Consider the following 17,664-nt stretch of genomic DNA (forward strand, 5'->3'; position numbering starts at 1 on the left):
GCCAGACCGACCGGAAAGACGAAGCCCATGCAGCTTTTACAGACGGCAGAGACCAGGATCACCCTGGCGATGACACAGCGGATGCAGGCCAGCCTGAACATCCTGCAGATGAACAACGCCGATCTGACGGAATTTCTGGCCGAAAAGGCGCTGGAAAACCCGTATGTCGAGCTACGCATGCCCAGTCGCGGCAGCGGCGGGGATGCCGACTGGGACCGTATCGCGGCGCTGGAATCCGATCTGCCCAGCCTGTTTTCCCATGTGTCGGCGCAGATCGAGCTGACCTTTGACGCGCCCAAGCTGAAATCCGTGGCCTATGGGTTTCTGGACGGGCTGGACCGCAGCGGCTGGCTGACCGCCAACCCTCATGCCATCGCGATTGCCAAGGGCGTGTCGTTCCGCGTGGCCGAGGCGGTGCTGGAGCAGATGCAACGGTTCGAACCGACGGGGATCTTTGCCCGCTCGCTTGCCGAATGCCTGATGCTTCAGGCCGAAGAGGACGGCCTGCTGACATGGGAGCTTCGGGCGCTGATCGAGAACCTGCCGCTTCTGGCCGATGGCAAGACCGCCGAGCTGGCCGAGATCTGTGACTGCGCCCCCGGCGACATCCCCGAGATCGCGGCGATCCTGCGCCGTTTCAATCCCAAGCCCGGCCTGCGCTTCGACGACGACCGGCCGCCGGTGTTCCCGCCCGATCTGACGGTGCGGCGCGTGGGCGGCAAATGGCAGGTCGAACTGAACCGCTCGACCCTGCCCGCGATCACCGTGGCCGATGCCGCCATCGGCCGCGACCAGGCGGCCGAAGCGCGCAAGTACCAGGCACAGGCCCTGTCCGAGGCGCGCTGGCTGGCCAGCACCCTGGTGCGGCGGCAATCGACGCTGTTGCAGACCGCCACCGCGATCGTGGCGCATCAATCGGGCTTTCTGGAACAGGGGCCCGGCGCGTTGCAGCCCCTGTCGCTGGCCGATATCGGCGCGACGCTCGATCTGCATCCCAGCACCATCAGCCGCGCGATTGCCGGGCGCATGATCGACACGCCCATCGGTGCGCTGCCGCTGAAATCCTTCTTCAGCCGGGCCTTTCCGGCCAGCGCGGGCCACCCTGCGCAATCGCAGGACGCGGTCCTGCAACTGGTGCGCCGGATCGTCGAGGACGAGGACGCCCGCAACCCGCTCAGCGATACCGAGATCGCCGAACTGGCCGCCCGCGCGGGCACCCCGATCGCCCGGCGCACCGTGGCCAAGTTCCGCGGGCTGCTGGGCATCGCGTCGTCCTATGCCCGCCGCAAGGTGGCGATGGCCTGATGTCGTTTTCACGACAGTTGCCCCCGCAACCGCACGCGGGGGCGGGCGATGCGGGTGGCACGGGCCTTGCTTCACTATCAACAGGCAGAGGCGCAGTTGCCTGGAACCCGAAACCCGTGGGTGGGCCGTTCGGCCAGCCCCCAAACCTGTCCGAAAGGAGCCATGAGGATGGCAAATATCACGTTCACCTCGCCGGTGATGCACCGGGACAAGACGATCTATGCGGTGGCTGGCGACACCAAGACGATCCTGGCGCTGGCCGATGAGCACCAGATCCCGATCCCCTTTGAATGCCGCGACGGGAATTGCGGCTCGTGCCTGATCGAGGTCACATATCTGGAAGACAAGCCCAAGATGGGCATGGCCCTGACCGAAAAGGAAAAGGCGCGGCTGAAAGAGCTGCAATTGCTGAGCAGCGCCGATATCGAGGAGGCCGAGGTCAACGACATGCCGCCGCGCTTTCGGCTGGCCTGTCAGTTCATCGCCCGGCACGAGGATGTGCGCATCAGCTTTACCGGAACGCCCGGCGGGTCGTGATCGCCGCGCCCTGACCTGGAAACGGCGCCGAAGGATACGGCGCCGTTTTGCGTCCGGGTCAGGCGGACAGGACCGCCGCCACGGCCCGGCCCTGTGCGCGGGCGGCGGCAGTGGTGCGCGTTGCGCCCTTGCGCGCGTCCCCCAGCACCATCGTCTGTGGCCGCAGCCGGGACCGATGGGCATCGTCGCAGGGACACCAGCCGCTGTCATCGGTCAGCCCGGCCAGCCGCGCCAGATCGCCCGCCTGCTGCGGCACGATGAAATTGACCGCATCGGCGCGGATCTCTCCGGCATCGGTGCCCAGCACCCCCCGCGCGGTATTGACCCACAGCACCCCGCCCCCGGCACCCGGACCCCGCCAGTCGACCGGAATCGGCACCTCCGCCCCGGCAAGGTGCGCGTCATAAAGCGCCGCTGCCTGCGATTGCCGCGCGCCATCCAGTACCGTCAGCCGCGCATCGGGGCGATGGTCCCGCAGGTATCGCGCCAGCGCCCGGGCACGGTCGGCGGCAATCGCCGGATATCCACCGCCGTCGGCGGGCAGGCGCAGCACCACATGCGCGGATGCGGGCAGCGCGCCCAGTTGCGCCAGCAGGCGCCGCGCCGCGCGCGGGCTGCCCCAGGCGGCGGGCCAATGGTGCGCGGCGGCGGCGTCATAGCCCGCGATCCCCTCGTCCCTTGGGGCGGTGCCGGGGGCCAGCACCAGCCGGCCAAAGGGCAGCGTGCGGCCGCTGAAGAGTTCGACCCGCCCGGCCCGCCAATCGACCCCAACCGCGTCGTCCAGCACCAGATCGACCCCCGCCGCGCGCAGGCGCCGGTGATCGGGTCCACCCGCCGGGCGCGTGAACCCCTGCAGCGCGGTCTCGACGGGCCGCAGCCGGGTCGGGTCTCGCTCGACCAGGATCACGGGCCGGTCGGGCGCCGCGCGGCGCAGCGTCAGCGCGGCGCGCGCACCTGCCGGACCGCCGCCGACGACGATCACCGGCTCGGCCCGCGCGCGCGGGCCAATCAGCCCAGCCGCGCCCAGCGCCGTGGCACCGCCCAGCGCGGTATGAAGGAAATGACGACGTGTCAGCATCATGTGCCTGGCCCCTTTTCTCATATCCAGTCCCGGGACCGGCCCTACAGCGGCCCGTTCCCTGTTTTCCGAAGCAAGATCCGCGCCAACCGTCGCCTGTCGGCAATCCGACACAGGTCAGTTCAGCGCGGCGGGATGCAGCACCCGCAGCACCGGCCGCCGCCCCCCGCCGGTTGGCGGCAAAAGCTCCAGCCGCGCCGCCATCTCCGGTGTCGCCAGCATCTGGCCGCTGTCGTCGATCAGCAGAACCTGATCCAGCCCCATCGCCTGTGCGATCTCTGCCCAGTGATCCGGTCCCGCCACGCTCAGCGCCGTGGCCCCAGCATCAGCGCGGGCACCATCGCGCGCCACCACCGTGGCCGACACGATTCCGCGCACGGGCCAGCCGGTGCGTGGGTCGATGATATGCGAAAACCGCACCCCGTCGCCTTGCAGGAAACGCTCGTAATTGCCCGAGGTATAGACGCCCTCGCCCGGTTCCACCGACAGCGCCGCCACCGCGCCCCACCCCTGCGGGTCGCGGATCGCCACGCGCCAGGGCCGGTCGCCATGGCGGCCGATCACCTGCAAGTCGCCACCGGCATTCAGCACCGCATTGTCGATGCCCAGTGCGATCAGCCTTTGCACCGCCAGATCCAGCGCGGCGCCCTTGGCATAGCCGCCCAGATCGAGTTGTACCGCCGGGTTGCGCGACGTGACCACGTGGCCATCGAAACGCAGATCCGCAATGCGCGGACGGGCCGCCACAAGCCGGTCGATCTGTTGGGGATCGGGCATCGGTCCCTGCGGCGGCAGGTCGTCGTGAAACCCCCAGAGCGCGACCAGCCCCCCGATCGCGGGATCGAACGTGCCCCGGCTTTCGCGCGAAAGCGCCTGCCCCTGTTTCAGCACCTGCAACAGCGGATCGGACACCGCCATGCCCTGCCCCCTGGCCAGCGCCGCGTTCAGCCGCGTCAGCTCGCCCGGTCGCCAGGCATGCCAGTCGCGGTGAAGCCGGCGAAAGTCGCCCTCAAGCATCGACATGGCGGCGCGGGCGCGGGGTTCGGGGGTGTCGCGGATCACGACCTCGACCAGCGTCCCGAACAGATAGAACGTCTGGGACAAGCCGTCATCGGGGGCGGCCTGGCGCGGGTCACGCGCCCAGAGGCCAAGCGCCAGCACCAGCGCCGCAAGCGCGCCGGGCACAAGACGCCGCGCGGGCGTCACGGCGCCGTGTCCGCAGGTTCCAGCCACAGCACGGGCGCGCGCCCCGCCCGCCGGTCGGCCCGCCGCAACGGCACAAAGGACACCGCCAGCGCCGGGACGCAGATCACTGCCGTCGCCAGATCCGACAGGCCAAGCGCGGCGCAAACCGACGCGGCACCGGCCAGGGCCACGGGCGGGATCAGATAGGCCCGCAGCGCCGCGCCCAGGAACACGTCCCGTTCCATCGCCACGGTCACATCCGTACCAGCCGTCAGCGGCGCGTCACCGGGCAGGCTCAGATCGCGATCCGTGCCCAGCAATTGCGCCAGCGCCGCCGCCCCGCACCCGGCCCGGGCCGCACAGGCCGCGCAGCCCGCATCGCGTTCCAGACGCAGCGCGGCCCGGCCATCGTCCAGCGCCACGACCTGCAACCGTTGGCGCAGCGCCGTGTCCGCAGGCCCGGTCATTCCGCCGGGATGATGCACCCGTCCTCCAGGCACACGCTCAGGCATTGCGGCATGTCGTGATCGGGTTCGCATTCGGTGCAGATGTCGGCCTTGATGAAGAACACGCCCTTTTGGGGAATGATCGCCCCGGTGGGGCAGACCGGTTCGCAATCCCCGCAAGAGGTGCACAGATCCGCCACTATTTGCATTGCCATCTGAATTTCCTTTCCTGGTTTCAATCCGATATCCCCGCGCCGCGGGGACGTTGCATTGCGCGCCGCGCCGGTCAGGCGGGACGCACCGTGACCTCGCCCCCTAGAACCTGACACTGGCAGGCCAGCCGGTCGTTGCGGGCGGCAAGGTTTTCCTTCAGCACCCGCTGTTCCAGCGCGGATGGTTCTGTCAGGTTCTCGGCCCCCGACACGATCCGGGTCAGGCAGGTGCCGCATTCCCCCTCGCGGCAGCCATAGGTGATCCCGGCGCCAATCTTTTCCGAGATCTCGATGATGCGCGTTCCGGCGGGGACGTTGACGGTCAGCGATACGTCCGCGAATGTCAGCTTGGCCTGGGCCATGTTCGGTTCCTTTCGTCCTTGCGCGCGTCACAGATCGGCGAAGTCGACCTCGCGCGGTTGCATGCGGCCGGTCAGATGCGCCGCCAGACGGCGGCCGAAGTCCCGGCAATCTTCCAGTTCGGCATCGGTCGGGTGCAGCTTGATCTTCAGCCCCTTTTCCGGCACCCGCATCTTCAGCCCCTGCAGGCGCCCCTCGACCATCTGCACCGCCTCGCCGGTCCAGCCATAAGAGCCAAAGGCCGCGCCAAGCTTGCCCTTGGTGTCGATATCGACCAGCCCCGCCAGCAGGTCCCAGACCGTCTTGACCGCATCGCCGTTGATGGTGGGCGAGCCGAAGACCAGCGCATCGGCTTCCTCGATCAGGTCGACAAAGGGCGTGAACTCGCCGATCTGCAGATCGAAGAGCGAGGCGCGCACATCGGGATTTTCCGCCGCCCCCTCATAGATCGCGCCGGCCATCATCGACGTCGCGCCATAGGCGCTGACATAAAAGATCAGCAGGGTCTTCTGATCGCCCACCTCGCTGGCCAGGCGCGATTTCACCAACCGGCGGTAATGGGTGATGTACTGGCGCGGATGCGCGCGCAGGATCGGTCCGTGGCTGGGGGCGATCATGGCGATGTCCAGAGGCTCGATCAGGTCCAGCGCCGCGACGACATAGGCCTTGAAGGGCCGCATGATGTGTTCGAAGTAATATTCGAACGAAAACCGGAAATCGCCGACCCGGTCGTTGAACAGCCGCGCATCGCAGAAATGGCAGCCAAACAGGTCGCAGGTGAACAAAAGCCGCTGATCCTGAAGATGCGTGCATTGCGTATCGGGCCAATGGACATAGGGCGTGGTCAGGAACCGCAGCGTCTGATCGCCCAGCGAAACCGTATCGCCGGTGCGCACGATCCGCACCGCATAATCGTCGAACCTGTCCTTCAGCAAGGCGCGTAGAACCTGTACCCCGCGCGGCGATACGCAGATTTCCAGATGCGGGGCGCGGCGCAGCAATTCGGGCACCGCGCCGGTGTGGTCGGGCTCCAGATGGTTCAGCACCAGGGTGGTCAGTTCGTCATAGCGCGCCACCGCCTCCAGCCGTTTCAGGAAGGGTTCGGTGAATTCCTGTTTGACCGTGTCGATGACCGCGACGCCGGTGCTGCCGCGCACGACATAGGCATTATAGCTGGTCCCGTTGGCGGTGCGCAGGATGATGTCGAAATTGCGCAGATCGGGGTCCAGCGCGCCGACCCAATGCACACGGTCGGCCACGGGCACCGGCTGCATCGCATCCGCGGCACCGGCCATCTGTGGCAGGTCGAGTGTTGCACGTGGGGTCACCGAAAGCTCCTGCAGCGTGGTCTTGGCCCGGAGCCGCCGTGGCGCCCCGGGTCGATGCAGGTGAAGCAACCCGCGTGCCAAGCGCCGGACCCCGCGAGGCCGCCCCGCCCCAGCGGTCAATCGGGGCTGGATCGCGCGCGTTGCGCGCCCGGTCCGCCTGGATGCGACATCGGCCCGACAATTGTCGCAAAACCGACCTTGCCCTGCCCCGGCAGGACACCCCGTGCAAGACCGACGCGCCCCTTGGCACATGAGAGCCGCCCGGCGCCACCCGTGTCGGCAAGCCAACATGGCATGGCGCTTGCTTCAACATCGCCAAGCCCGGGGCGCCGTCCCCGGCCCCGAAGCCACACGCGGCGGAGCAATTCGATGCAAGACTATCTGGTCATCCTGCTGAGCACGGCATTGGTCAACAATGTGGTCCTGGTGAAATTCCTGGGGCTCTGCCCGTTCATGGGCGTGTCGCGCAAGACCGATGCGGCGCTTGGGATGGGCTTTGCCACCACATTCGTCCTGACCCTGGCCGCCGCCGCCAGCTGGTGTGTCGAAACGCTGTTGCTGGTGCCGCTGGGGCTGGAATTCCTGCGCATCCTGTCCTTCATCCTGGTGATTGCCGGGATCGTGCAGTTCACCGAAGCCGCCATCCGCAAGATCTCGCCCACGCTTTATCGGGCGCTGGGGATCTATCTGCCGCTGATCACCACCAATTGCGCGGTGCTGGGCGTGGCGCTGCTGAACATCCAACAGGGCCATTCCTTTGCCGAAAGCCTGCTTTACGGGTTCGGATCGGCGGCGGGCTTCACGCTGGTGCTGGTGATCTTTGCCGGGCTGCGGGAACGCCTGGCGCGTCTGGATGTGCCCGCCCCGTTCCAGGGCGCCCCCATCGCCTTTGTCACCGCTGGCCTGCTGTCCATGGCGTTCATGGGCTTTGCGGGGCTGGTAAGCCAATGACCGGAAAGGACAGACCATGATCGAGGCCGTCGCGACGATGTCCGCCCTGGGGCTGGGGCTGGGAACCATCCTGGGGGTGGCCGCGCGGCGGTTTCACGTCGAAACGCCGCCCATCGTCGACGAGATCGAGGCCCAGTTGCCCGGCACGAATTGCGGCCAATGCGGCTTTCCGGGGTGCCGGGGCGCGGCCGAGGCGGTGGCCGAAGGCGCCGCGCCCGTCACCCTGTGCCCGCCCGGCGGGCGCGAGGTCGCCGTGACTCTGGCCGAGATCACCGGCGCCGAACCGCCTGGCAGCGGCGGCACGGGGCAGGATGCCGAGCCGGTCGTGGCGTTCATCTTCGAGGATCACTGCACCGGCTGCACCAAATGCTTCAAGCGCTGCCCGACCGACGCGATCATCGGGGCCGCCAAGCAGATTCATACCGTGGTCAACGACGCCTGTATCGGCTGCGACGCCTGTGTCGCGGTCTGCCCGACCGAGGCGATCATCCTGCGCACCAAGCCGCGCACCTTGCGCAACTGGCACTGGCCCAAGCCCGGCACCCCCGCCGATGCCACGCTGTAACGAGGCCCGCCCATGTCCCTGATTTCGCTTTCCGCCCTCAGACGCACCGCCGGGGCCTTTGCCGGGCGGGGCGGCATCCACCCCGAAACCCGCAAATACCTGTCCGCCGACAGCCCGATCGAAGCGATGCCGCTGCCGTCGATCCTGCGGGTGCCGTTGCAACAGCACATCGGGGCCGAGGCCGTACCGGTTGTCGCACGCGGCGACCAGGTGCTGAAAGGGCAGCTGATCGGCAAGGCGCGCGGGCCGGTATCGGCCAATGTGCACGCCCCGACCTCGGGCAAGGTAATCGCGGTGGGCTATTTCGCGGCGCCGCACCCGTCGGGGCTGCCGGTGTCGACGATCACGATCCGCCCCGATGGCGCGGACCGCTGGGGCGCGCGCCTGCCGCGTCTGGTGCCCGAACAGGCGACACCGGACGAGATCGCGGATCATGTGAAACAGGCCGGGATCGTCGGCATGGGCGGGGCGACGTTTCCTTCGGCGGTCAAGCTGGACCTGCGCAAGCGTTTCGCCCTGAAGACGCTGATCATCAACGGCGCGGAATGCGAACCCTATCTGACCTGCGACGACCGGTTGATGCGCGAGTTTTCCGAAGAGCTCGCCGATGGCATCGCGATCATGGCCCGCGCGCTGGGTGTAGAGCAGGTGATCGTCGCCATCGAATCCAACAAACCGCAGGCGATCGAGGCGATGCAGCGCCGTATGCTGGCCATCGGCTGCCCGGCGCGGGTGACCCGGGTGCCGACGCTCTATCCCATGGGGTCGGAAAAGCATCTGGTGCAGGCCGTTACCGGTCTGGAAACCCCCGCCCGCGCGCTGACGGCGGAACTGGGCGTCGTGGTGCATAACGCGGCCACGGCCTATGCGGTGCATCTGGCGTTGCGCTATGGCGAGCCGCTGATCTCGCGCGTGTTGACGGTGTCGGGCTTCGGCGTGACCCGCCCGGCGAATGTAAAGGTTCTGATCGGCACGCTGGTGGCGGAAATCCTGGACCATTGCGGCGGGCTGGATGGCACGCCCGACCGGCTGTTGCTGGGCGGGCCGATGATGGGTCTGCCGATCCGCAGCCAGCGTGTGCCGGTGATCAAGGGCACGAACGGCATCCTGGCCCTGCAGAAATCGGAAACCCGGCGGCACCGGGAAATGCCCTGTATCCGCTGCGGTGGCTGCATCAAGGTCTGCCCCTGCGGGCTGATGCCGATGGAAATGCACGGGATGATTCAGGCGGGCGATCTGGACAAGGCCGTCGATATCGGCCTGCTGGATTGCGTGGCCTGCGGGTCGTGCTCGTTCAACTGCCCGTCGAACATCCAGCTTGTGCAAAGCTTCAACTATGCCAAGGGGCGGCTGGCCTTTCAGCAGAGCCAGAAGCACCAGCAGGAGGAAACCAAGCGCCTGGCCGAAACCCGCAAGGCGCGCATGGATGCCATCGCCGAGGCCAAGCGCCAGGCGATGGCCCGCCGCAAGGCCGAGATGGCCGCACGCAAGAAGCGCGAGGCTGAAACCGAAACGCCCGCCGTCCCGGCCCCGGCTCCCACCGCCGAGCGCACCGGATGACCGCCCCGCTGATCATAAGCGGGCCGCACACCCACTCGAAATTCTCGGTCACCGAAACGATGATCGCCGTCATGCTGTGCCTGACCCCGGCCACGGCGCTGGGATTCTATATGTTCGGCCTGCCCGCGATCCTGCTGTTTGCCGTCACGATCGCCAGCGCCCTGCTGTTCGAGGCGCTGTGCCTGGCGCTGGCCGCACGACCGGTCGGGCGCGCGCTGTCGGACGGCTCGGCCATCCTGACCGGCTGGATCCTGGCGATGACCCTGCCGCCCTGGGCGCCATGGTGGATCGGCACCGTGGGGGCGTTCATCGCCATCGTGCTGGGCAAGCATGTCTATGGCGGGCTGGGACAGAACCCGTTCAACCCGGCGATGGTCGCGCGCGCGATGCTGCTGGTGGCGTTGCCGGTGCCGATGACGATGTGGGTCCTGCCCGCGCCGCTCTTGTCGCCCGGCGCCCCGGATCTGGGCGCGGCGCTGGCGATCACCTTTGGCACGCCGCCGGCCGATATCGACAGTGTCAGCGCGGCATCGACGCTGGGCCATGTTGGCGCGGCGCTGGATGGTGGGCGCACGCTGGACCGCATCCTGCCTGAAACCTTCGACCTGCACCGGCTGTTTTTCGGCAATGTCCCGGGCAGCATGGGCGAGACCAGCGCGCTTTTGCTGCTGGTGGGCGGCGTATTTCTGGCGGCGATGCGGATCATCCGGCTAAATATCCCGCTGGCGGTTCTGGGATCGGCGGCGGCGCTGTCGGGGCTGCTGCATCTGATCGACCCGGGCCAGTTTCCGTCGCCGCTTTGGCATCTGTCGTCCGGCGCGCTGATGTTCTGTGCGTTCTTCATCGCGACCGATTACGTGACCTCGCCGGTATCCGGTGTGGGCCAGTTGATCTATGGCGCGGGGATCGGGCTGTTGGTGGTTGTGATCCGCACCTGGGGATCCTTCCCCGAGGGGGTGGCCTTTGCCGTTTTGCTGATGAATGCCTGCACACCGCTGATCGATACCTATACCCGCCCGCGCATCTTCGGTCGGGACCGCCGGGGCCGCCCGCTGAAGATCGACGAGGGCGACGCGCCATGACCGACGACACCGCGTCCCCCCCGGCGCCCTCGCGTCTGACCGCGCTGCGCCAGGCGCCGCTGGGCCACGGGCTGTTGCTGGCGCTGTTCTGTCTGGCAACCGCGCTGATCCTGTCGCTGGTCGATCAGGCGACACGCGCCCCCATCGCCCGCCGCGCGACCGAGGATCTGACCGCGTCGCTGGCGCAGGTGGTCCCCGACGACCGGCACGACAATGACCTGACCACCCGCACCCGCCGGATCGACGACAGCGCCGAGGGCACGAAGACCGTCTATCAGGCCACCGCGAACGGGACCGTCACCGGGGTGGCGTTTCGGATGACCGGGGCGGGCTATGCCGGCCCGGTAGAGGTTCTGCTGGGCGTCGCGCCCGATGGCACGCTGCTGGGGGTCAGGGTGCTGTCCCATGCCGAAACGCCGGGGCTGGGCGACAAGGTGGATGTGGCGATCTCGGACTGGATCCTGGGGTTTACGGGCCTGTCGCTGTCCCAACCCGCACCCGCCGACTGGAAGGTACGGCGCGATGGCGGGGTGTTCGACCAGTTCTCGGGCGCGACCATCACGCCCCGCGCGGTCGTGGATGCGGTGCGGCGCGGGCTGGAATTTCACGCCCGGCACGCGGATGCGCTGGGGCAACTGCAACAGGGGGACGATTGATGTCAGGGGATCTGGGCCGCATCGCACGCAACGGGCTGTGGGACAACAACATCGTCTTTGGCCAGCTTCTGGCGCTCTGCCCGCTGCTGGCGGTGACCGGCACGGCGACGAACGGGCTGGGCATGGGGCTGGCGACGCTGGCGGTGCTGGTCGGATCGGGGCTGATCGTGTCGCTGCTGCGCAATGCCATCACGCCCGAGATTCGCATCCCCGCCTTTGTCCTGATCATCGCCTGTATCGTCACGGTGGTGGACATGGGGCTGAACGCCTGGCTGCACGACCTGCATAAGGTGCTGGGCCTGTTCATCCCGCTGATTGTCACCAACTGCGCGATCCTGGGCCGGGCCGAGGCCTTTGCCTCGCGCCGGTCACCGCTGGCGGCCACGTTCGACGGGCTGATGATGGGCATCGGCTTTACCCTGGCGCTGGTCACGCTGGGCGCGGTGCGCGAAATCGTCGGCAGCGGGACGCTCTTTGCCAATGCCTCGGTGCTTCTGGGGGATGGGTTCGGCTTTCTGGAGATGACGGTGATCCCCGATTACGGCGGGTTTCTTCTGCTGATCCTGCCGCCGGGCGGGTTCATCGCGCTGGGTCTGCTGCTGGCACTGAAATCGCTGATCGACCGGCGCATCGACGCGGCCACCCGCACCGCGCCGCAGCCGCATGACCCCAAGGTCTTTACCGCCGCGGGTGTGCTGGGCCAGCCCCGAACCACGGAGGTGCCGGAATGAATGTGGGTGTCGCCTTTGCCAAGCAATCGGCGCAGTTCTGGATCCGGATCGAGGTGCCCGACGGCGCCACGGTGCAACAGGTGATCGAACAATCGGGCCTGCTGGACCAGTTCCCCGAGATCGACCTGGCCGTCAACCGCGTGGGCATCTTCGGCGCGCTGACCAAGCTGGACAAGCCCGTCAAGGACGGCGACCGGGTCGAGGTCTATCGCCCGATCCATCCCGACGCCGAATTGCTGGACCGCAAGGACGGTTAAGGGCCCCGGGGCGGGCATTCTGCATGATCTTCGGAAAATGGCGCGGTTGACGGGGCTCGAACCCGCGACCCCCGGCGTGACAGGCCGGTACTCTAACCAACTGAGCTACAACCGCGCAGCGCATCGGATCGGTCTGGGGAAGCAGTGGCGCGGTTGACGGGGCTCGAACCCGCGACCCCCGGCGTGACAGGCCGGTACTCTAACCAACTGAGCTACAACCGCTCTGCTTCACCCGGTCCAGGACCCGGCGTGAGGGCGTTATTATGCCCCCCGCCAAGGCGCGTCAAGCGCTGTTGTCGCGGAATCTGAACCTTTGCACACGGCGCGCGGCCTCAGTCGGGCAGCGGGATGAATTCCGCCGCGTCGCCCGGGGGCAACTGGAACCGGCCATGCGCCCAGTCGCCCGCGCGCCAGGCCTCTTTCGCGGCATCGATCCGGTCGCGGGACGAGGCGACGAAGTTCCACCAGATATAGCGCGGGCCGTTCAGCGTATCGCCGCCCAGCAACATCAGCCGTGCGCCCTGTTCGCCCGCAGTGACGGTGATCGCGTCGCCGGGGCGGAACACCGCCATCTGTCCGGTTTCCAGCCGGTCACCGCCCACGGTCACATCGCCGCCCACGACATAGATCCCCCGATCCTCGTGATCGTCGGGCAAGGGAATCGCCGCGCCGGGGTCCAGCTGTGCATCGGCATAGAACAACCGCGAATGCGTCTTGACCGGCGCGCGTTCGCCATAGGCCTCGCCCAATATCAGGCGCAGCGATTTGCCCTCGGCCTGTAGCAGCGGCAGATCGGCCTTGGCGGCGTGCTGAAACCCGGCGGGGTCGTCCTCGGCATCGTCGGGCAGCGCGACCCAGGTCTGGATGCCGAACAGCGACATCGGCCCCTGCCGCGCCGCGCCATCGGTGCGTTCGGAATGAGTGATGCCGTGGCCCGCGACCATCCAGTTCACCGCGCCCGGCTCGATCCACTGATCGGTGCCCAGGCTGTCACGGTGGTGCAGCTTGCCCTGATAAAGATAAGTGACCGTGGACAGGCCGATATGCGGATGCGGGCGCACGTCGATCCCCTGCCCGGTCAGAAACTCGGCCGGGCCCATCTGGTCGAAGAAGATGAACGGTCCGACCATCTGCCGCTTCGGCGCGGGCAAGGCGCGGCGCACCTCGAACCCGCCCAGATCGCGGGCGCGCGGGAGGATCAGCGTATCGATCAGATCGACCTGATCGCCGATCGGGGTCTGCGGGTCGAGGATGGGATTCCAGCTCATGCGGTGTCTCCTGTGTTGTGCCAGAAGATAGGTGCGCGGTCAGATATATATACCCCAACAGAAACGCGGGTGGGGTGCGTTATTGCACAGAAACGCGCACCGGGCACATGCAGGTGGCCACGGCAATCGTCGGCTTTGAATGCGGCACGGCACGTTTTACTATTCGAGAAACTCTGGATACGTAGGTTCGCTTGCTCCGGGCTCAGCATCCGCTCGAAAAGGCTCGTTGACCAGAAACCGCCATGTCGCTTTTTCTGTTTTTTCGAAATGCCGGAGCCAAACTTCGCGAAACCGCGCTGAAATGGCGAAAGCCGCTTTTGGACCCGCCAGCCATAATGGATCTCGAAAGGGTCCGCCAAATTCTATGTCTGTCCGAAATATGCCATCCTCGGCGATGATTTCAGGGTTTTCAAAACGGTATTGGCAGCCCTTGAATGTCTGGTTCCAGTGGAAGCCACAGTCTGGACAAGGTGTGTTATCACCAGCCTTGAATTCAGTGCTGTACAAGATGAGATCGTCGGGGTTTTGTACAACCAGCACCCGCACAGGTTCCGCCTCCCATGCATTCTCGAAAATCTGGCGGAGCCTGATCTGGCCGGGCCAGTATGTCTCCAGATGCTCTTTGGCTCGCGCTGAGATTATGACTTTTCCGTCATTGGTATCGTTGAAATCGTAAGGAAGCTTCTTGGTTTGGGCTTTCCTCGGGCGTTGCCACACTTTGGTTCGTACGTCGCATGTTGGACAGGAAGCGGCCTGTCTTCCCGCAGCGCTGTAATAGCTCCACTCCATATCGAACCCGCCAAACTCATAGAGTTCCGTATTCTTTGTGGAGCGGTGTTCGACGTTTGACATGGAGCTTGGCATATCCAATCGGGAAAAACTCAATTCAGGTCGCGACCCTATCGTCGTTTCTGGGCGATAGTATGTCCTTGTAAGCAACTTAGCCGACATTCGCACGCGGTGCAGCATCGCTCACATTGGGCTCACATCAGCCCTCCACGCCGACCGCAGGATGCATGCCCCACAAGCTCAAATGATCTCGAACTTCACCACATCGACCAGCCCCCGGTCGGTGATCTTCAGCGCCGGGATCACCGGAAGCGCGGTGAAGGCCAGTTGCAGAAACGGTTCCTCCAGCACCACGCCCAGCGATGTCGCCGCCGCGCGCAGGGCGATCAGGTCGTCGCGCACGGTTTCAAACGGTTGCAGGCTCATCAGCCCGCCCACAGGCAGCGCCAGCTCGGCCAGCACCGCGCCGTCGCGGGCGACGACGAAGCCGCCCTCGATCTCGCCCAGGCGGGTCGCGGCCCGCGCCATGTCGGCGTAATCGGCGCCGATCACCACGATATTGTGGTGATCATGGGCGACCGTCGCGGCAATCGCCCCGTGTTGCAGGCCGAAGCCCCGCACGAAGCCGGTGGTGATATTGCCGTTCACCCCGTGGCGTTCGATCACCGCGATCTTGATCAGGTCGCGCGCGGGATCGGGGCGCTTGTCGCCATCGGCGATCGGGATGGTCTCGTGCAGGTGTTCGGTGATGATCTTGCCGGGCAGGATGCCGATCACATCCGTGGCCTCGCGGTTGCCGGTGGTACGGAAACTGTCGGCGGTGACGGTCGGGGCCTTGACGCTGTGCCGCCCCACCGGCGCGATGGTGTCACGGGCGGCAAAGGCCGCGTCCTCCACCACCTGCCCGCCCGCGATCACCAGCGCCGCGCGGCAGTCCGCCAGATCGGGCAGCGCCACGATATCGGCCCGCTTGCCCGGCGCGATCTGGCCGCGATCCTTCAGCCCGAACGCCTCAGCCGCGGACAGGCTGGCGGCGCGATAGACGGCCAGCTCGGGCACACCCAGCCCGATCAGCGTGCGGATCATGTAATCCAGATGCCCGTGCTCGGCGATATCCAGCGGGTTCCGGTCGTCGGTGCACAGGCACATATAGGGCGCGGTGCGGTCGGTCAGCGCTGGGGCCAGCGCGTGCAGGTCCTTGGAAACCGAGCCCTCGCGGATCAGCACGCGCATCCCCTTTTGCAGCTTTTCGGTGGCCTCTTCGGCGGTGGTCGCCTCGTGCTCGGTCCGGATGCCCGCGGCGATATAGGCGTTCAGGTCACGCCCCGAAAGCTGCGGCGCGTGGCCGTCGATATGGCGCCCTTCGAACGCGGCCAGCTTCGCGATGCAACCGGGGTCGCGGTGGATCACGCCGGGGAAATTCATGAACTCCGCCAGCCCGATCACTGCCGGATGATCGGCGCGCGCAGCCAGTTCGGCGGCCCCGATGCGGGCGCCGGCGGTCTCCATCTCGGTCGACGGCACGCAGGAGCTGAGCTGCACCCGCAGATCCATCACCAGATGCCCCGCCGCGTTCAGGAAATAGTCGATGCCGTCGGTACCGATCACATTTGCGATCTCGTGCGGGTCGCAGATCGCGGTGGTGATGCCGCGCGGGGTGACGCAACGGTCGAACTCGTATGGCGTGACCAGCGAGCTTTCGACATGCAGATGCGTGTCGATGAAGCCCGGGACCAGCACCAGCCCGCTGACATCCACCACTCGCGTACCGTTATAGTCCGCGCCAATGCCGACAATCGTGTCCCCACAGATCGCCACATCGCCCGCGATCCGCGCACCGGTGACCAGATCCTGTACCGCGCCCCCGCGCATCACCAGATCGGCTGGACTGTCGCCGCGCGCCTGAGTGATCTTTCGGATCAGGGGATCAAGTTTCATGGTGTCTTCCTTTGCAGCAACATTCGCAAGAGCCGCATACGCTTTCAAGCCACACAACAAACAAAGACATGGAAACGGGAACAAACCACGTGAATTCCCCCCCCCAGGAAGTTTCCCAAACGTAATATACATTAGAACATCTTGAGCGAACGACATGGAAGACAGGCCAAACTTATTCGGAGCTGACGAAACGCGATGCCACTGAATCCCGGTGACCTGATGTTCATCGGCTGGGATGCCGATAGCGAAGATATCGCGTTTGTGACAACTGTCCCATTGCAACCGGGCGAGGTCATCTATTTCACAGACGACGAGTGGACAGGCACCAGCTTCAACGGCAGCGAACAGTTATTCGAATGGACTGTGCCCGCCGCCGGAATTCCCGTGGGCACAGTCGTCACCATCGACATGGACCCCGTTGCCGACACGGTCACCTTCGACAGTGGTGGCAGTGTCGATTACATTCAGGGCGGCTATCAAATCGCTACTCAGAATGAGATGTTCTGGGCATTTCAGGGGTCGCGGGTTGGGGATGACGTCACACCAACCAACTTCATCGGCGTCATCGCGAACGAGGCAGACGGAAACGCCAATCAGACCCCGAACCTCAGCGGAACCGGCCTGACGACATCGAACGGTGCAATCATCATTGATGGCGACGAAGACTACATGGAATATACCGCAGATGCGGGCCTTCCCGATCCAATTACACGTCAGGCACTGATCGATTCCATTTCCGACACCAACAACTGGGCCACCGCAGACGGTACAGGCAACAGCAACCCCAACCCCGGCAGTGGATTCGAGCTTTCATTTCCTCCAGTCGTCTGCTTCTGCGCCGAAACCCGTGTCCAAACCTCGCAAGGCCTTCGCCGCATCGGGGATCTGGCACCCGGCGATCTGGTTGATACGGTGGACGGCGGTCCGCAACCCGTACGGTGGGTCGGCCAAAGAAGAGTGCTGGCAAGGGGTGCTCTGGCGCCGGTGCATTTTTCCACAGGCACCGTTGGAAACAGTCGACCCTTGCGCGTTTCCGCCCAGCACCGCATCCTTATCGGCGGATGGAAAGCGCAGCTTCTTTTCGGCGAGGACGAAATCCTTGTCCCGGCGTGTCAGTTGATCAACGGCGACACGATCACACGCATTCACGGGGGCTGGGTCACATATGTCCACATCCTTTTCGATCGGCACCAGGTCATCCTGGCCGAGGGTGCACCATGCGAAAGCTTCTTCCCCGGCGAAACCGGACTGGATGCAATGATCGACCAGATGCGGGACGAGTTGATGGCCCTGTTTCCGGAACTTTTTGTCAAGCCGCATCGCTATAGCAAAACCGCGCGCATGGTGATTTCGAAACCAAGCGCACGACTGCTGACGAACTGACCCCGAACTAAACAAAGGGCCGCCCAACGGGCA

The 17,664-nt window shown here is 66.0% G+C and carries 19 protein-coding genes and 2 tRNA genes; 10 read left to right on the top strand and 11 right to left on the bottom strand.

Annotated elements, in window-relative coordinates; all coding sequences use genetic code 11:
* Window positions 1–27 precede the first annotated feature (27 nt).
* Window positions 28–1,305, top strand: coding sequence for an RNA polymerase factor sigma-54 (gene rpoN / locus CLM60_RS17885; RefSeq protein ID WP_095590448.1), 1,278 nt, complete (start codon window positions 28–30; stop codon window positions 1,303–1,305).
* Between the two features lie 168 nt (window positions 1,306–1,473).
* Window positions 1,474–1,842, top strand: coding sequence for a 2Fe-2S iron-sulfur cluster-binding protein (locus CLM60_RS17890; protein ID WP_095590449.1), 369 nt, complete (start codon window positions 1,474–1,476; stop codon window positions 1,840–1,842).
* Window positions 1,843–1,900: 58 nt separating this feature from the next.
* On the opposite strand, the gene CLM60_RS17895 is transcribed toward CLM60_RS17890, so the two are convergent.
* From CLM60_RS17895 to CLM60_RS17920, 6 genes are all read right to left on the bottom strand, one after another.
* Entirely contained in the window at window positions 1,901–2,923 is a 1,023-nt protein-coding gene (locus tag CLM60_RS17895; RefSeq protein WP_176473920.1) for an FAD-dependent oxidoreductase, read from the bottom strand.
* Between the two features lie 114 nt (window positions 2,924–3,037).
* Window positions 3,038–4,126, bottom strand: coding sequence for an FAD:protein FMN transferase (locus CLM60_RS17900; protein WP_245848467.1), 1,089 nt, complete (start codon window positions 4,124–4,126; stop codon window positions 3,038–3,040).
* Complete coding sequence (locus CLM60_RS17905) at window positions 4,123–4,572, bottom strand: SoxR reducing system RseC family protein (RefSeq protein ID WP_176473921.1); 450 nt, start codon at window positions 4,570–4,572, stop codon at window positions 4,123–4,125. Before CLM60_RS17905 ends, CLM60_RS17900 begins: the two co-directional genes overlap by 4 nt.
* Entirely contained in the window at window positions 4,569–4,766 is a 198-nt protein-coding gene (locus tag CLM60_RS17910) for a 4Fe-4S binding protein (RefSeq protein ID WP_095590452.1), read from the bottom strand. The genes CLM60_RS17905 and CLM60_RS17910 overlap by 4 nt, the downstream gene beginning before the upstream one ends.
* Window positions 4,767–4,837: 71 nt before the next feature.
* Complete coding sequence (locus tag CLM60_RS17915) at window positions 4,838–5,125, bottom strand: 2Fe-2S iron-sulfur cluster-binding protein (RefSeq protein ID WP_095590453.1); 288 nt, start codon at window positions 5,123–5,125, stop codon at window positions 4,838–4,840.
* Between the two features lie 27 nt (window positions 5,126–5,152).
* On the bottom strand, window positions 5,153–6,451 hold the full coding sequence (locus CLM60_RS17920; protein WP_483855347.1) for an FprA family A-type flavoprotein: 1,299 nt from the start codon (window positions 6,449–6,451) through the stop codon (window positions 5,153–5,155).
* Between the two features lie 369 nt (window positions 6,452–6,820).
* On the opposite strand from CLM60_RS17920, the gene rsxA reads away from it, so the two are divergent.
* Genes rsxA through CLM60_RS17955 form a run of 7 tightly spaced genes read left to right on the top strand, consistent with a single transcriptional unit; the run spans window position 6,821 to window position 12,253 of the window.
* On the top strand, window positions 6,821–7,402 hold the full coding sequence (gene rsxA / locus CLM60_RS17925) for an electron transport complex subunit RsxA (RefSeq protein WP_095590455.1): 582 nt from the start codon (window positions 6,821–6,823) through the stop codon (window positions 7,400–7,402).
* 16 nt (window positions 7,403–7,418) lie between these two features.
* On the top strand, window positions 7,419–7,967 hold the full coding sequence (locus CLM60_RS17930) for an RnfABCDGE type electron transport complex subunit B (RefSeq protein WP_095590456.1): 549 nt from the start codon (window positions 7,419–7,421) through the stop codon (window positions 7,965–7,967).
* Between the two features lie 12 nt (window positions 7,968–7,979).
* On the top strand, window positions 7,980–9,527 hold the full coding sequence (gene rsxC, locus CLM60_RS17935; RefSeq protein WP_095590457.1) for an electron transport complex subunit RsxC: 1,548 nt from the start codon (window positions 7,980–7,982) through the stop codon (window positions 9,525–9,527).
* Complete coding sequence (locus CLM60_RS17940; protein ID WP_095590458.1) at window positions 9,524–10,609, top strand: RnfABCDGE type electron transport complex subunit D; 1,086 nt, start codon at window positions 9,524–9,526, stop codon at window positions 10,607–10,609. Before rsxC ends, CLM60_RS17940 begins: the two co-directional genes overlap by 4 nt.
* On the top strand, window positions 10,606–11,265 hold the full coding sequence (gene rsxG, locus CLM60_RS17945) for an electron transport complex subunit RsxG (RefSeq protein WP_095590459.1): 660 nt from the start codon (window positions 10,606–10,608) through the stop codon (window positions 11,263–11,265). The genes CLM60_RS17940 and rsxG overlap by 4 nt, the downstream gene beginning before the upstream one ends.
* On the top strand, window positions 11,265–11,996 hold the full coding sequence (locus CLM60_RS17950; RefSeq protein WP_095590460.1) for an electron transport complex subunit E: 732 nt from the start codon (window positions 11,265–11,267) through the stop codon (window positions 11,994–11,996). The genes rsxG and CLM60_RS17950 overlap by 1 nt, the downstream gene beginning before the upstream one ends.
* A complete protein-coding gene (locus CLM60_RS17955) occupies window positions 11,993–12,253 on the top strand; it encodes an RnfH family protein (protein ID WP_095590461.1) in 261 nt (86 codons plus the stop codon). The genes CLM60_RS17950 and CLM60_RS17955 overlap by 4 nt, the downstream gene beginning before the upstream one ends.
* 38 nt (window positions 12,254–12,291) lie before the next feature.
* Here CLM60_RS17955 and CLM60_RS17960 read toward each other — a convergent pair.
* The 5 genes from CLM60_RS17960 to ade all read right to left on the bottom strand — a co-directional run bounded on the left by CLM60_RS17960 (window position 12,292) and on the right by ade (window position 16,248).
* Window positions 12,292–12,368 (bottom strand) — tRNA-Asp (locus tag CLM60_RS17960).
* Between the two features lie 30 nt (window positions 12,369–12,398).
* Window positions 12,399–12,475: transfer RNA gene (locus CLM60_RS17965), tRNA-Asp, on the bottom strand.
* 110 nt (window positions 12,476–12,585) lie between these two features.
* A complete protein-coding gene (locus tag CLM60_RS17970; RefSeq protein WP_095590462.1) occupies window positions 12,586–13,521 on the bottom strand; it encodes a pirin family protein in 936 nt (311 codons plus the stop codon).
* A 159-nt stretch (window positions 13,522–13,680) separates the two neighbouring features.
* Entirely contained in the window at window positions 13,681–14,373 is a 693-nt protein-coding gene (locus tag CLM60_RS20750) for a hypothetical protein (RefSeq protein ID WP_141246551.1), read from the bottom strand.
* Window positions 14,374–14,550: 177 nt separating this feature from the next.
* Window positions 14,551–16,248 carry an adenine deaminase gene (ade, locus tag CLM60_RS17975; protein ID WP_095590463.1) on the bottom strand — a complete coding sequence of 566 codons (1,698 nt, stop codon included), beginning with the start codon at window positions 16,246–16,248 and terminating at the stop codon, window positions 14,551–14,553.
* Between the two features lie 195 nt (window positions 16,249–16,443).
* Between ade and CLM60_RS17980 the strand changes: the two genes are divergently transcribed.
* Window positions 16,444–17,631 carry a Hint domain-containing protein gene (locus CLM60_RS17980; RefSeq protein WP_095590464.1) on the top strand — a complete coding sequence of 396 codons (1,188 nt, stop codon included), beginning with the start codon at window positions 16,444–16,446 and terminating at the stop codon, window positions 17,629–17,631.
* Window positions 17,632–17,664 lie beyond the last annotated feature (33 nt).

Source organism: Actibacterium ureilyticum (assembly GCF_002285435.1).
GTDB lineage: Bacteria > Pseudomonadota > Alphaproteobacteria > Rhodobacterales > Rhodobacteraceae > Actibacterium_C > Actibacterium_C ureilyticum.

Bases quoted from the DNA above. Each gene is read 5' to 3' on its own strand.
- rpoN (WP_095590448.1), top strand. From the start codon at position 28: ATGCAGCTTTTACAGACGGCAGAGACCAGGATCACCCTGGCGATGACA.
- CLM60_RS17890 (WP_095590449.1), top strand. From the start codon at position 1,474: ATGGCAAATATCACGTTCACCTCGCCGGTGATGCACCGGGACAAGACG.
- CLM60_RS17895 (WP_176473920.1), bottom strand. From the start codon at position 2,923: ATGATGCTGACACGTCGTCATTTCCTTCATACCGCGCTGGGCGGTGCC.
- CLM60_RS17905 (WP_176473921.1), bottom strand. From the start codon at position 4,572: ATGACCGGGCCTGCGGACACGGCGCTGCGCCAACGGTTGCAGGTCGTG.
- CLM60_RS17910 (WP_095590452.1), bottom strand. From the start codon at position 4,766: ATGGCAATGCAAATAGTGGCGGATCTGTGCACCTCTTGCGGGGATTGC.
- CLM60_RS17915 (WP_095590453.1), bottom strand. From the start codon at position 5,125: ATGGCCCAGGCCAAGCTGACATTCGCGGACGTATCGCTGACCGTCAAC.
- rsxA (WP_095590455.1), top strand. From the start codon at position 6,821: ATGCAAGACTATCTGGTCATCCTGCTGAGCACGGCATTGGTCAACAAT.
- CLM60_RS17930 (WP_095590456.1), top strand. From the start codon at position 7,419: ATGATCGAGGCCGTCGCGACGATGTCCGCCCTGGGGCTGGGGCTGGGA.
- rsxC (WP_095590457.1), top strand. From the start codon at position 7,980: ATGTCCCTGATTTCGCTTTCCGCCCTCAGACGCACCGCCGGGGCCTTT.
- CLM60_RS17940 (WP_095590458.1), top strand. From the start codon at position 9,524: ATGACCGCCCCGCTGATCATAAGCGGGCCGCACACCCACTCGAAATTC.
- rsxG (WP_095590459.1), top strand. From the start codon at position 10,606: ATGACCGACGACACCGCGTCCCCCCCGGCGCCCTCGCGTCTGACCGCG.
- CLM60_RS17950 (WP_095590460.1), top strand. From the start codon at position 11,265: ATGTCAGGGGATCTGGGCCGCATCGCACGCAACGGGCTGTGGGACAAC.
- CLM60_RS17955 (WP_095590461.1), top strand. From the start codon at position 11,993: ATGAATGTGGGTGTCGCCTTTGCCAAGCAATCGGCGCAGTTCTGGATC.
- CLM60_RS17970 (WP_095590462.1), bottom strand. From the start codon at position 13,521: ATGAGCTGGAATCCCATCCTCGACCCGCAGACCCCGATCGGCGATCAG.
- CLM60_RS20750 (WP_141246551.1), bottom strand. From the start codon at position 14,373: ATGTCAAACGTCGAACACCGCTCCACAAAGAATACGGAACTCTATGAG.
- ade (WP_095590463.1), bottom strand. From the start codon at position 16,248: ATGAAACTTGATCCCCTGATCCGAAAGATCACTCAGGCGCGCGGCGAC.
- CLM60_RS17980 (WP_095590464.1), top strand. From the start codon at position 16,444: ATGCCACTGAATCCCGGTGACCTGATGTTCATCGGCTGGGATGCCGAT.